The sequence below is a fragment of the Mucilaginibacter sp. A5337 genome, from assembly GCF_059690695.1.
The window spans coordinates 106,213-120,593 of sequence record NZ_JCAWEC010000005.1 but is presented as its reverse complement, the minus strand read 5'-3'; the positions used below and the strand labels follow the sequence as shown (position 1 = coordinate 120,593).

Sequence of the window (14,381 nt, the reverse complement as noted above, 5' to 3'; positions counted from 1 at the left end):
TTGATTATCCCTAATTATCACAATTTGTATGAACAAAATCATCCTTATTCTTTTGATTTTTATCGGCTTATCGTTCAAAGCTGCCGCACAGGAATTTGAAACAGGAATCACCGACCAGGAGATTGAAATGGCCAAATATGATAAAGATCCGCAGGCAAACGCCGTTTTTTTAAACGAATTTGGCAATACCCGCATAGATGAGTACATGGATCATATCAGGCTCATACATACTTACCATGCCAAAATTAAAATATTTACCAAAGAAGGGCTAACTCACGGCACCATAGAAATACCTATACACAATGGCGATAACTCGGCAGAAGAGGTCAACAACGTTACCGGCTTTACTTATTATAAAGATGACAACGGTATTATTCAAAAGGCCGAGCTTGATTCAAAGAAGGTATTTACCGTTAAAGACTATAAATATGGCAGCACTGTAAAGTTTGCACTACCTGCATTACGGCCCGGCTGCGTTATTGAGTTTAAATACGAACTTATATCACCATACTGGGACCATTTCAGAGGGTGGACATTCCAGGACGATATCCCCAAAATAAATTCGCAGTATGAAGTACATATCCCAGGCTTCTGGACATTTAATGCCTCATTACGAGGGGTGCTGAAATTAACCAAAAGTAATTCGGAAGTTGAGCGCGAATGCTTTTCATCGGGCGGCTCAAAAGCTGATTGCTCGCATATCACTTACAACATGAAGGATATCCCGGCGTTTGTTGATGAGGATTATATGACGGCCCGTAAAAACTTTTTATCAGCAATATTTTTTGAGCTGGTTGAGGTTACCAATCCCTATACCGGCGTTAAAACCGTAGTAACAAAAGAATGGAGCGATGTTGATCGCCAGCTAAAGATATCCGATGAATTTGGCGTACAAATGAAACGCACAAGCCTGCTCAAAGAGCGCATTGCACCGGTAATTGCGGGTAAAACAACCGACCTTGACAAAGCGAAGGCCTTGTATGCCTGGATCAAAAGCCAGATAAAATGGAACGATTATATTGGTATCTACAGTACCGACGGCGTTAAGAGAGCGCTGGATACACATGCCGGCAGTATTGCAGATATTAACCTGACACTTATCACCGCGCTTAGTGCAGCCGGCCTTAATGCCGAAGCTGTAGTACTTTCGACCCGCGACCACGGAATGGTAAATAATCTTTATCCGGTTCTTAACGACTTTAACTATGTTATAGCCAGGTTAACTATTGGCGATCAAACCTACCTGCTCGATGCTACCGATCCGCTATTGTCCTTCGGTTTACTTCCTCTTAAATGTATAAACGATAAGGGCAGGGTGATCAGCCTTAATAAACCGTCATATTGGATAGAGCTGAGCACCCAGCAAAAAGCGGCCACTACGCGGATGTTCGATCTGACGTTACTTGATAATGGTAAGTTAAAAGGCACTATAACCAATTACTATAAAGGCTATGATGCTTACGAAAAACGCAAAGCCATTAAAAAATTCAATACGGTTGACGAATATGTTGAAGATTTTGATGAGAAACAACCTAAGCTAAAAGTATTTAAATCAGACATTACAAACCTCGACAGCCTTGAAAATCCGTTACGTGAAACCTTTGAAGTAGAGATAGAAGCATTTGATAATACCAATCATGATAAACTTGCCTTTAACCCTTACTTTTGGGAGAAACGCACTACTAACCCTTTCAAACTTGCCGAACGTGATTACCCTGTTGACTGGGCCTTTGCTTCGGACAAGAGGCTGGTTTTGGTAATGCATCTGCCTGCCCAATACACCATTGAAACCCCGCCGCAGGTAGTGGCCTATTCCTTGCCAAACAAAGGAGGCATGTTTGCCAGCACGTTTGAAAGCCAGGATAATAACACCTTTACTTTTTCAAACATTACCCAGTTCAACAAATCAGTTTATGACTCGGCCGAGTACCCTTATCTTAAGGAGCTGTTTAACAAGATCATCCTAACCGAAAAAGGAGACATGATCTTCAAGAAAAAATAATGAAAGCATTTTTTACCACCCTTTTTATAATTTCGGCTGCAACCTGTGTAAAGGCACAGGACAACTATGACGTATCGCTCATCTCAAAAGACCTTTTGCCTTATGCCAGCTCGGTAGTACGCAATGAAGAAGTTACTGTTGAGGTTAAGGACCTTGACAACACACTTTACCATGTAAAAGAAGTAATAACCGTATTAAATAAAAATGGCGACGATGACGTTGATGTAGCCATATGGCACGACAAAAGCCGGTATATTAAGGATATAAAGGGCATAGTTTACAACCAATGGGGCAAACCCACCGGCAAATTTTCGGAAAGCGACTTTGAGGATGACAGCAACCACGATGGCTTTTCGCTTTTTACCGACCTGAAGATAAAACACTATCAGCCCAGGGTAGCTGATTATCCTTACACTGTAAGTTATGAGTACGATGTAAAGTCGAAGCAATCACTTGACCTTGAAAGCTGGCGACCTATCCCTTCGGATGGTATAGCTGTTGAGAAAAGCTCGTATACATTAATTTGCAAGCCCGATTTTAAGATCAAATACAAACAAACCAATTTGCCGGTTAAGGTAACAATCGGCACCAATAAACAAGGACTGCAAACATACACCTGGCAAATTAACAACCTTAAGGCTTTAAGGCATGAGCCTTACAGCCCTGTTTACCGATCAATAATGCCCAGCCTGGAAATAGCGCCCGAAAAATTCATTTACCGCGGTATCAGCGGCTCATTTACCAACTGGAAAGAACTCGGCCAATGGCAATATGACAAGCTTAATGCAGGCCGTCAGCAACTTTCGCCTCAAACTGTGGCAAAAATGAAAGAGCTTACCGGATCAATAACCGATCCTAAAGCCAAAGCCCGTAAGGTTTATGAATACATGCAAAGCAAAACCCATTACATTAGCATACAAGTAGGGATAGGCGGTTTGCAACCCTTCACGGCATTGGATGTTGACGCTCAAAATTACGGCGATTGCAAAGCCCTCGTTAACTACACGCAAGCCTTGTTAAAGGCGGTCGACATTGAGTCATACTATTGCGTGGTGTATGCCGGAGCGTCTAAAGTAAACTTTCAGCCCGATTTTGCGAGCCTGGATCAGGGCAACCACGTTATTTTATGCCTCCCTTTTAAAAATGACACCACCTTTTTAGAATGTACCAGTCAGAACATACCTTTTGGCTTTTTAGGTGATTTTACCGACGACCGGATTGTACTGGCCTGCACCCCGCTGGGTGGCAAATTAATGCATACGCCCAAATACACGGCCCAGGCTAATCTTGAACAGCGCAAAGCCAATTTTACATTAAGCGCCAACGGTAATTTATCAGGTACAATGGTTACCAACTTCAGGGGCACTAATTACGAAGACCGCGACCATGTAATATATGAGTCGAAAACCGAGCAGATCAAAGATCTGAAGAAGATCTATCCCATTAACAACCTTGAAATTGAAAATGCAGACCTGAAGCAGTTTAAAATTGAACAGCCGTACACCACCGAAACGCTAAAAATTTCGGCTACGGATTATGGCTCAGTATCTGAGGGAAAAATAATTTTCCTGGCCAACCCGGCAAACCGCATAACGTCACCATTACGTGAGGTTCGCAACCGCCATAACGACGTTTATATCAACCGGGGATATACTGACGAGGATGAGATCACCTATACCCTGCCTGCAGGATACAAGGTTGATATGCGCCCTAAGAAAGTAAGTATCGAAAAACCTTTCGGAAAGTTTGAATCAAGCGCAACGGTAAACGGGGATAAGCTGATATACAGCCGCAAGCTGCAGATTATTGATGGGACATATAGTAAAGATACCTATCAGGATCTTGTTGATTTTTATCAGTCAATTGCTGATGTAGATAATGATAACGTCACCTTGGTTAAAGGTAACTAAATATTACAATGCCGAGGATAATACCGATCACCATAATCACATAAAGCATGATCTCGGTGCCTGCAAAGCGTTTATATTTCGTCCAGAATGAGTAATCGTCTTTTTTATCGGCCATGATGGCACAAAATTATTGAAAATTACGGCACAAATCAGCTCTAATTTTTTACGAATTACACGAATACGATTTAACCGGATATTCGTGTAATTCGCAAAAATCCTTCTAAAATTCGTGTTTTTTAATTCATGCTTGTAGGTACGTTTTCAATAGAACCGGCCCTTGAAAAGTATTTATATAAAGATGGATCGCGCAGTTTAACGATGATAACCCCGCGGCGTGAGCTTGCATGCACAACATACCCGTTTTGCAGGTAAACACCAACATGGCTAAATTGCTTTCCGTCGAAATCGAAAAATACCAGGTCGCCTTCTTTTAGCTCGTCCTCATATTTCCGTTTAATAACGGTGATCTGCTTGCTGGTCATGCGCGGAATGGTGATGCCATAAACCTGTTGTTCGAGTAAAAAAGTCAGACCGGAGCAGTCAACGCCGTCTTTATCAAGCCCGCCAAATTTGTAGGGCGTGCCCATCCATTGATCAATAAAAGCATAAAGACGCCCGTTTTGAATATCTCCCCTATCAACCCCCATAATTCCGGAGTATTTTGAAGCGATATCAGGCGATGGGTTAACCACCTCACCCGGCTGGCCGCGCATTGCGGCCTTGCGCGAGTGACATGAACTTAATATAAATGGGGAAAGGAAAAGTATAAACAAATAAAAACTACGACGCAGGTATATGCTCATAAAGTAAAATTAGCTTTAATGTTTATTGAGAGGATGCGGATGTTTTTAACATATTAACATGGGAGTGGATGTGCAGGTGTGCAGATTTCAGATGGGCAGATGCTGAAAAAAGCCAAACTTACGAAGTTTTAAAAACTTCGTAAGTTTCTGAGCGGAAGATCAGGGTTCGAACAATCTGCACATTTGCACATCTGAAACCTGCAAATCAAAAAATCAACTCTTCACCACCCTTTGGATTTCATCCAGCTTCATAAGCGCTTCAACCGGGGTTAGTGTATTTACGTCAAGGTTGTTCAGCGTATCGCGGATCTTCACCAGTACCGGGTCATCTATCGAAAACATCTGCATTTGTACAGCTTGCTTCTGCACTTTACGGATACTTTCTTTGATATGTTCACCGCCGGTACGTTCGTTTTCGAGCTTCTTTAAAATTTCGTTGGCGCGGGTAAGCACTTTTGAGGGCATGCCTGCCAGTTTAGCCACGTGGATCCCAAAGCTGTGTTCGCTGCCACCGGGTACCAGCTTACGCAAAAAGATGATCTGCTGCCCTACTTCCTTAACCGATACATTAAAGTTTTTAACGCGGTTAAACGAGTTGCTAAGCTCGTTAAGCTCATGGTAATGCGTTGCAAACAACGTTTTAGCTCTTGCAGTCGGGTGGTTATGCAGGTACTCAGCAATTGACCAGGCAATGGAAATCCCATCGTAGGTTGATGTACCGCGACCGATCTCGTCCAGCAAGATCAGGCTCCTGTCGCTCAGGTTATTGAGGATGCTGGCCGTTTCGTTCATCTCCACCATAAAGGTCGATTCGCCGGATGAAAGGTTATCTGAAGCCCCTACCCTCGTAAAGATCTTATCAACCAGGCCTATAGTTGCTGCCTTAGCCGGTACAAAGCACCCCATCTGGGCCATCAGTACAATCAAGCCGGTTTGCCTTAACAAAGCCGATTTACCAGCCATGTTGGGACCGGTAATGATGATGATCTGCTGGGTTTCCGAATCAAGAAATACACTATTGGTAATATACTCCTCGCCTATCGGCAGGTTCTTTTCAATAACCGGATGACGACCGCCTTTGATGTCAAGCGCTTTCCCCTCGTTTATCTCGGGTTTTACGTAGTAGTTTTTAATGGAGATGGTAGCAAAGTTGAGCAGCACATCCAACCGGGCTATTAACTGGGCATTAAGCTGGATTGGCTTAATATATTCAGCCAGCGAATAAAGCAGGTCATTATATAATTGCGTTTCAAGCGCCAGGATCTTTTCCTCGGCACCTAAAATCTGCTCTTCATATTCTTTAAGTTCGGGCGTAATATAACGCTCGGCATTAACCAGCGTCTGCTTGCGGATCCACTCTGTTGGTACTTTATCTCTATGGGCATGAGTAACCTCCAGGTAATAGCCGAATACGTTGTTAAACGATACTTTAAGCGATGGGATACCGGTTAATTCGGCTTCACGCTTCTGAATCTCTAACAGGTAGCCTTTACCGCCGAAAGCGATCTTACGCAAACGATCAAGCTCCTCATTAATCCCTTCGTTCATCACCGAACCTTTCGCCAGCATCACCGGAGGCTCGGGGTTCAATTCACGTTCTATCTTTTCGCAAATAAGTGCGCAGGGATTTAACTGCTCGCCAATGGCACGCAGGGGGGCACTTTGTGATGATTCGGCAATCCGCTTGATCTGGGCTATAGCGGTTAATGCCTTTTTCAACTGGCAAACTTCGCGCGGGTTAGCTTTTTGCAAGCCAATTTTGGAGATCAACCTTTCCAGGTCACCTATCTGGCGCAGGTATTGCAGTAGTTCTTCACGCAATTCTTCATTGCCTATCAGGTATTCAACCACACCTAAACGGTCATTAATGGCCTTAATCTGCTTAAGCGGCATTACAATCCAGCGGCGCAATAATCGTGCACCCATAGGCGAGCAGGTATGGTCAAGCACATCAACCAGTGTCATAGCATTTTCGTTGGCCGAGCCTACCAGTTCCAGGTTTCGGATGCTGAACCTGTCGAGCCAAAGGTACCTGTCTTCCTCAATCCTGCTGATGGCCGAAATATGGCCCAGGTTGCGGTGTTCCGTTTCATTCAAATAATGAATGGCTACACCGGCAGCAATGATGCCTAAGTTTAGTTTATCTATACCAAAACCTTTGAGTGATTTTACACCGAAATGCTTGAGCAATGTTTCATTAGCATAATCGCCGCTGTAGGGCCATTCGTCAAGGGCATAGGTGTAAAAGCGGTCACCATAGGTATCCTTAAAATCGCGCGTGCGGCTCTTAGGGTAGATCACCTCACTGGGCGAAAAACTTTGCAGCAGCTTATCAATATAATCGCTATTGCCCTGGGCGGTCATGAACTCGCCGGTAGAGATATCAATAAGCGCAATACCAATGCTGTTTTTTTCAAAATGCAGCGAAGCAAGATAGTTGTTGCTTTTTTGATTCAGGATATTATCATTAGTGGCCACACCGGGGGTAACCAGTTCGGTTACGCCGCGCTTAACAATGGTTTTGGTAGTTTTAGGATCTTCCAGCTGATCGCAGATAGCCACACGCTGCCCTGCACGAACCAGCTTAGGCAGGTAAGTATCCAGCGAATGGTGCGGAAAACCGGCAAGCTCAATATGTGTTGCGGCGCCATTTGCCCGGCGGGTAAGTACGATACCTAAAATACCGGCAGCTTTTACGGCGTCTTCGCCAAATGTTTCATAAAAATCGCCCACCCTAAACAGCAGCAAAGCACCGGGGTACTTTACTTTGATAGCATTATATTGCTGCATTAAGGGGGTTTCTTTGGTAGTATCTTTAGCCAAGCGGTTACTCCTTCTGTTAATCGGGTAAAGTTAATGCATTGACAGCTGTTTTAGGGCATTGTTGAAAAGTTGGGGGAGTGTGGATTATCTTACAGATGTACATAGCAAGCGCAATTATCCCCTGCAAAACGCTCACTTCGCCACCAATTTCCCGTTCACAATCCTATCCGTATAATCCTGTATCAAAGCCTTACAATCCTGCATGCCTTTTTGCATTTCGGCGTTGGGCTGTGCAGTCATCAGGTTTTTCTCCAGGCCTTTATCAGTCACTGCGAAAATGCCGGTGAAGTTTTTACCATCAAACAGGTAGGTATAATTACCCTGCATAAACTGGTAAATATTTCCTGTTGAATTGATCACTTTGGGCTGCTCATCCGGAAGGTTACTTACCAAACTTCTGCCCCACGACCTGAATGGTCTGTTATAACCAATCAAATCCACCACCGTTGGGTAAATATCCATTTGCGACGCCAGATCGGTACGTACTCCTTTCAAATTATAAGCGCTGTTGGCACTGTAAAACAGGATAGGCACCGCGAAGCGGTTAACCTGTTTACTATACTCGGGATAATAAGTTTGGCTGGTATGGTCGGCAGTGATCACAAAAATGGTATTATTAAACCAGGGCTGAGTTTTAGCGTAATTAAAAAAGATCCTTAAAGAATTATCGGTATACTGAACGCATTTATCAATAGCCAGCGGACCGCCTTTAAACCTCGCTTTATATTTTTCGGGCAGTTGATACGGATCATGCGATGACAGCGTGAACAGGGTAGCCATAAAAGGCTGCTTTTGATCGGTCAGCGTGCGTGCCATGAACGGAAAAAAATGTTCGTCCCAAATCCCCCAAATGCCGTCAAAATCTTTATCATCGTTATATTCGGTACGGCCATAATAGTGCTGATAACCTAAAATACTGCCAAAGCCCTGGAAACCCATCGACCCGTTGGCTGCCCCATGAAAGAATGAGGTTTGATAACCCATACTATCACAAACAGACACTACCGACTGGATCTTTTGCTTGGCATACGGTGATGAGGTAAAAGCATTTTGAAACGACGGGATTCCCGCTATTACCGACGATACAGCATGAATAGATTGCCGGCCGGTTGCATAGGCGTTGGTAAATATAAGGCTGTTATTAGATAATGAATCTAAAAACGGTGTATATGATTTAAAGCCCGGTATATTAACATCGCGGTTCATGCTGCCCCAATACTCGCGGGCCATACTTTCCAGTATAATGATCACCACGTTGGGCTTGGCAACCGGTTTGGTGCTATATTGTTTTATAGGTTTTATATTGGTATCGATATAAGCCTCGTCAACCCAATGCTGGAGCTTGTAATTATTGGTTCCCAGCGTCCGGAAAACAGCGAAAGGGGTATTCAGCACGATATCGCCCTGGTTAGGTACAGTGATGTGCTTATATGCGTCAACCATATTGATAGGCCGCGTACTGTGCGCAAAATCGCCCCGGATGCCTCCGATAACCAGTGTAAGGATCAGCAGGAACGACACTATCGATGATAAAAAATATATTTTCTGATCCTTCACAACGGCTGGCTTTAACTTCACCCGTTTGTACAGCCAGATCCAGCAAATGGAGCATAGGATAAATATGATGATCACATACCAATAAGCTTCAGAAAAATGGGTAAACAACAGTTTTTTGTTATTTTCATCGGCCAATACATCAAGCGTTGCCTTGGTTGAGCGCACCTGGCTAAAGCGATAGTAAATGATATCAACAAAGTTGGTGGCGTATGCCAATAAGTTGGTAACAAAGTACAGGATAGCCATGCCTTTTTGAAACGCCGGCCGGGTATTTACAGTTAAGGGCAAAACGCTGAGCAGGATGAACAGGCTGTTGATATACAGTAAAGCCGTGGTGTCAAAAGCCATACCGTAATAACAAAGTTTAAGCAAAGCCCAAACGCTATCAACAGCAAACAGGTGTGTGTTGAACGCGAAGAATAATACCCTTGCAATAAAATAGAATAAATACCCCAAAAAAAGCCTGTATAAAAGCACTTTATATTCGGCCAACCTCAATTTACTTTCCATGAAAAACACGTTGCTTTAGTTTCCCAAAAGGCTTGACCGGCAGGAATTGATCAAACCTAATTTACCCCGGGGAGCTAATAAGAAGCGAAAGTAAAAAAAATAGGATAACAATTATTTAATACTAAATCAACAGCGATTTAATGACATTAGGTTGGCAAAACAGCGTTAGGGATATTGCCGAAAGAGGAAAAGTAAAATGGAGAAGACAAGATGCCTTCTCCGCAAAACGATAATTAAATCGCCTTTAATTGTCTGTACTGTCTTAAAGTAGCCTGATTATTTCTTTTGATCCTGTAAGGCAGCTTTTTCAGTTTTTCCTGCAATAGCATATACGACTGAAAATCTGCGTTGCCCTGGAGTTTTTTCACGAGTTTTTCCAGTTGATCTTCAAACTTTACAATTTGTTTATAGGCTTCATTATTATCCCGCAAATTGGGCAAAAACTCCCTTATGGTACTGTAAACCCAAACCTCAAATTTAGGGTTTAGCCAACCCGCAAATTTCAATGCCAGGATCTCGCACATCCACAAACCGTCTATCTTGTTTACAAATATCATCGATTCCAAATCGGCCTGATTATCTGCATAACTGCGCTCTTCATTCGTTTCATTAAAAGGCAAGGGCAAATTTTTTAATTCTTCTATAAAATCTTTGGTTTGCTTCAACTTTAAAAACTCGGCCGGATTTTTTCCGAATATTTTGCCCATCTCTGTGGCGTTTATCATCAAATCCTTATCGCTTATATCAAACTCAATAACCTGATTATTAAATTCAAATTCAAAAACTGCGTTTACCATATCCCTGCTTAAATTAAAATACAAGTATAGCTGTTATAATTTAAAAACTATAAAAATTAGCATTTAAGTTTTAAAAAATTAAAAAAAGCCATCAAAATTAGTAATTAAATTATAACTTGATTTTATACCGTTGTGCCTCCCTCTCCGAAATAAGTCCCCAGCTCGCTATTGCAAATTTTAAATTGTTTCTTTAACTTTGAAATGCAAAGTACTTTTATATCAAACAAAACAAGGGTAAACAAAAAATATATAGTATGGAACTTTTTGTAGATGAACATTCAATAGTGCGCAGGATTTGGGGCAAGGCAGATACCATCCTGTTTATTTTTGCAGGCGCAGCAGCTGAATTTGCTTTAAATAAGGCTGTCGACTGGCTCTATTTCACGGGAAAACTTCCGGCCGATCCTTTAGCGCGATTGTTTAGCACTGTAGCTTATTCCCGGCAGATCATTTTTTCGGAGCATGAAGCGGCTTTAAAAGCAATTGATAAGATAACTGCCATACACAAAAACGTTGAAACAACCCGCGGTTCCCAAATACCCGACTGGGCTTATCGTGATGTATTGTTTCTTCTGATCGATCTGTCTATCCGTTCGTATGAATTACTGGAAAAGCCGCTCAGCATTGCTGAAAAAACTGAAGTATTTAATGTGTTTTATAACGTTGGTGATCGAATGCAGCTAAAAGGCCTGCCAATAAATTATAATCACTACCTGCAGATGCGACAGGATCATCTTGAGCATAACCTTATTAACAGCGACTTTACTGCCGATTTATATCGTCAGTACAAAAAGCACCTTGGTTTTACCCGTTACCAGATCCTGAAACAAGCGCAGTTATTAACTGTACCCACACAAGTGAGCCAACAACTGCCTTTGGGTAAAACAGCCTGGTTGTGGCCCGTTTTAAAGATATATAAAGCAGTAAAAAACCTTAAACCCGGAAAGTTTTTAAGGAACGCCCTCCTGCCGATACAATATAAAACCCAGATCAGGGAGATGGACCAGGCATATGCTTTAAGCTAATTTATGAAAACAACCATCAAACATTTTTTCATTTTTGTTGAGCATCAGGCACTCTCCTGCCTGTTCCCTGTTTTGGTATTTACCATGCTTGCACTTTCGCATCTGTTTGCCGGTGTGCTGCCCCGATACGATTTTATGCTGATAGCCTGCCTGCTTATCCAGGCGGCTCTGTATTATACCGGCATCGAAACTAAAGATGAAGTATTGGTAATTTGCATATTTCACCTGCAGGGCCTGCTGATGGAACTTTTTAAAGTTCACTATGGGTCATGGGCCTACCCCGAATTTGCTTATATAAAAATAGGCGGCGTACCACTATACAGCGGCTTCATGTATGCAAGCGTTGCCAGCTATATGTGCCAGGCCTGGCGTAGGCTTAACCTGCAAATACAAAACTGGCCCAGCCGGTACGTCACCCGCACCATTGGTATTTTGATATACCTTAATTTTTTTAGCAATCACTTTATCCCTGATGTGCGCTACGGAATTGGCGTGTTGATCCTTTATTACTTCTGGCGATCGGTTGTTGTATTTCATTTACAGGGTAAAGCATATCATATGCCAACCATATTGGCTTTTATGCTGATTGGCTTTTTTATCTGGCTTGCCGAAAATATAGCAACACGGCTTGGGGCCTGGCGTTATGCTTATCAACACCATGCCTGGACAGTGGTAGATTATCAAAAAATAAGTTCATGGGCATTCCTGGTAATTGTAAGTTTTATCATTGTTGCCGAACTGAAGGTATTAAAAGACAGCACAAAGCCATCGCCAGTGCTATCGGTTTAAAATCTCCCATTCCAATAAGTACTCCGGTAATTTTACGCGAAGGCGTAAAAGAGTTTCTTTCTCTTTGTGGCTTTGCATGCAACCTAAACAGGAGTTATTCGATTTTCCCTGCGATTTGCAAACAATTTTCCAAATCCGAAATCGAAATTCCGAAATCCGAAATCACAATGAAATCTGAAATCACAATTCTCTGATCACCCGGCAGGGATTGCCAACAGCTACAACATTGGCCGGAATATCTTTAGTTACTACACTCCCCGCACCTATGGTAGTGTTATTGCCAATAGTAACCCCAGGGCATACAATTACACCACCGCCCAGCCATACATTATTGCCGATTGTGATAGGAGCTGCATACTCAGGCCCTTTGATGCGCTCGGCAGCTATTAGCGGGTGATAAGCTGTATAAAGCTGCACATTGGGCGCCAGGAACACATTGTCGCCGAAGGTAACGTGGGCACAATCCAGTATAATGCAGTTAAAATTCAGAAACAAATTATCTCCCGCTGTTATATTAAAGCCATAATCGCAGTAAAATGGCGATTGAATATCAATGTTACCCTTAAAATCGCCCAATAATTGCTTTAGCAGTGCGGTCTTGGTTTCCTTATCGTCGTAGCCAGCGGCATTATATTGCGTAAATAACTGGCGAGCTTTTGAACGGGCAGCAACAAGTTCGGCATCCCCGGCATTATATAGCTTGCCGGATATCATTTTTTCAAGTTCGGTCATAGGTGGTGTATGTTGATGTTAGTCACAAATATAAGGGCTCGATATAAACCCACAATACACTACGTATTTACGAGCCTTAGAACAGCATTCTTTCATGCATCTGGCTTCAACTACGGTTAGCGCTGATTTATAAATTTTAAAACTATTACGACAAATGAAAGTTATATTAATAGTTAACTTTTCATAAACAAAACGAAAAATATGAAAAATTTAAGATTAGCAGCCGCAGCTATTGCCCTGTCATTAGCCGGCTCATTTGCCTTAGCAAACGGCCACAAGCCTCACAATAACGGCGCAACTGTATCACAGTATACAATGCAAACAGATACCGTACCGGGTAAAAATAAAAAGAAACCAAAAACACCGGTACCAACGCCTGCTCCAACGCCGACGCCAACACCTACTCCTACGCCTACACCTACGCCTACTCCGACACCGACTCCAACGGAACCAAACCGTGTGCCGATGCCAGTGCCAACGCCTACACCGGCCCCGACACCAACTCCAATCCCTAACCCTTCGCCAACACCTAATACCCCTAACCCGGTACCGCAGCCAAATACACCAAACATTCCCGCTCCGGCACCAACACCAAGCCCCACACCTAATCCATCGAGCCCTACAACACCTACAAATCCGGTGCCTACCCATTAAGTATACGACACCAAAATAAAACAGCCCGGTGCTTTTAAACAACCGGGCTGTTTTGTTATATCCCCTCAATTTTAATTAGTTCGGCATCAACACTGTGTTAACTACATGAATAACACCATTTTTCTGGAACACATCGGCAATAGTAATCCATGATTTGCCACCCTTTTCATCAACAAGATATAGCTTTTTGCCCTGAGCCATAACGGTAAGTGTACCACCTGCAACTGTTTTCAATTCTGCTTTGCCTTTTCCTGCTTTAACCTTAGCCCACAGCTCTGCCGAGCTTAAGCTGCCTGCTACCACGTGGTAAGTAAGGATTTTGGTCAGCATTTGTTTATTCTCCGGTTTTAATAAAGTTGGAACAGTCTCTTTCGGCAGTTTGCCAAATGCTTCGTTGGTTGGCGCAAAAACAGTGAACGGGCCATCGCCTTTCAAAGTTTCAACAAGCCCTGCAGCTTTAACCGCAGCTACAAGTGTGGTGTGGTCTTTTGAATTTACCGCGTTATCGATAATATCTTTAGTTGGGTACATAGCCGCACCACCTACCATTTTGGTTTGAGCGTGAGCTTTAGGAGCTATTGCAAAAGTTACTAATGCAATGGCCGCGATGATCATCTTTTTCATATGTTATTGCTTTAATTGTTTGGAAGAAGCTACGGAGCATAATACAAGGCAGATTTAAGCCGCGATCAATAACAACACAAAAACCTAAATATCAACACATTAACCATATCCTATTTTAGAGTAAGGCTATTATTAAATTATATTAAACAACCTAA

12 protein-coding genes are annotated in these 14,381 nt (G+C 42.7%); 5 read left to right on the top strand and 7 right to left on the bottom strand.

The annotated features are described in order from the left end of the window. Positions 1-28: 28 nt before the first annotated feature. Positions 29-2,002, top strand: coding sequence for a DUF3858 domain-containing protein (locus tag AC59JO_RS17765; protein ID WP_413667231.1), 1,974 nt, complete (start codon positions 29-31; stop codon positions 2,000-2,002). Beyond that, on the top strand, positions 2,002-3,912 hold the full coding sequence (locus AC59JO_RS17760) for a DUF3858 domain-containing protein (RefSeq protein ID WP_413667230.1): 1,911 nt from the start codon (positions 2,002-2,004) through the stop codon (positions 3,910-3,912). Before AC59JO_RS17765 ends, AC59JO_RS17760 begins: the two co-directional genes overlap by 1 nt. Here the strand turns inward: AC59JO_RS17760 and AC59JO_RS17755 are convergent. From AC59JO_RS17755 to AC59JO_RS17735, 5 genes are all read right to left on the bottom strand, one after another. After that, positions 3,899-4,027 carry a hypothetical protein gene (locus AC59JO_RS17755; RefSeq protein WP_262494037.1) on the bottom strand — a complete coding sequence of 43 codons (129 nt, stop codon included), beginning with the start codon at positions 4,025-4,027 and terminating at the stop codon, positions 3,899-3,901. The two genes, AC59JO_RS17760 and AC59JO_RS17755, sit on opposite strands and share 14 nt — an antisense overlap. A 121-nt stretch (positions 4,028-4,148) precedes the next feature. Then, positions 4,149-4,715, bottom strand: a complete 567-nt coding sequence (locus tag AC59JO_RS17750; RefSeq protein WP_413667229.1) for a C40 family peptidase — start codon at positions 4,713-4,715, stop codon at positions 4,149-4,151. A 213-nt stretch (positions 4,716-4,928) separates the two neighbouring features. Continuing rightward, positions 4,929-7,505, bottom strand: a complete 2,577-nt coding sequence (mutS, locus tag AC59JO_RS17745; RefSeq protein ID WP_497306883.1) for a DNA mismatch repair protein MutS — start codon at positions 7,503-7,505, stop codon at positions 4,929-4,931. 165 nt (positions 7,506-7,670) lie between these two features. After that, a complete protein-coding gene (locus AC59JO_RS17740; protein ID WP_497306881.1) occupies positions 7,671-9,605 on the bottom strand; it encodes an LTA synthase family protein in 1,935 nt (644 codons plus the stop codon). Between the two features lie 233 nt (positions 9,606-9,838). Then, positions 9,839-10,402, bottom strand: a complete 564-nt coding sequence (locus tag AC59JO_RS17735) for a KilA-N domain-containing protein (RefSeq protein WP_497306879.1) — start codon at positions 10,400-10,402, stop codon at positions 9,839-9,841. A 254-nt stretch (positions 10,403-10,656) separates the two neighbouring features. On the opposite strand from AC59JO_RS17735, the gene AC59JO_RS17730 reads away from it, so the two are divergent. Then, positions 10,657-11,427: an oxygenase MpaB family protein gene (locus AC59JO_RS17730; RefSeq protein ID WP_497306877.1), complete on the top strand. Its 771-nt coding sequence runs from the start codon at positions 10,657-10,659 to the stop codon at positions 11,425-11,427. A 3-nt stretch (positions 11,428-11,430) separates the two neighbouring features. Next, the gene (locus AC59JO_RS17725) at positions 11,431-12,216 is read left to right on the top strand and encodes a DUF817 domain-containing protein (protein WP_497306875.1); all 786 of its coding nucleotides are present in this window, start codon (positions 11,431-11,433) and stop codon (positions 12,214-12,216) included. A gap of 180 nt (positions 12,217-12,396) precedes the next feature. Here AC59JO_RS17725 and AC59JO_RS17720 read toward each other — a convergent pair whose 3' ends face one another. Next, positions 12,397-12,948, bottom strand: coding sequence for a sugar O-acetyltransferase (locus AC59JO_RS17720; RefSeq protein WP_413667223.1), 552 nt, complete (start codon positions 12,946-12,948; stop codon positions 12,397-12,399). A 201-nt stretch (positions 12,949-13,149) separates the two neighbouring features. On the opposite strand from AC59JO_RS17720, the gene AC59JO_RS17715 reads away from it, so the two are divergent. Continuing rightward, positions 13,150-13,602, top strand: a complete 453-nt coding sequence (locus AC59JO_RS17715; protein WP_497306873.1) for a hypothetical protein — start codon at positions 13,150-13,152, stop codon at positions 13,600-13,602. Between the two features lie 75 nt (positions 13,603-13,677). Here AC59JO_RS17715 and AC59JO_RS17710 read toward each other — a convergent pair whose 3' ends face one another. Next, positions 13,678-14,226 carry a fasciclin domain-containing protein gene (locus tag AC59JO_RS17710; protein WP_497306871.1) on the bottom strand — a complete coding sequence of 183 codons (549 nt, stop codon included), beginning with the start codon at positions 14,224-14,226 and terminating at the stop codon, positions 13,678-13,680. Between the last annotated feature and the right edge of the window lie 155 nt (positions 14,227-14,381).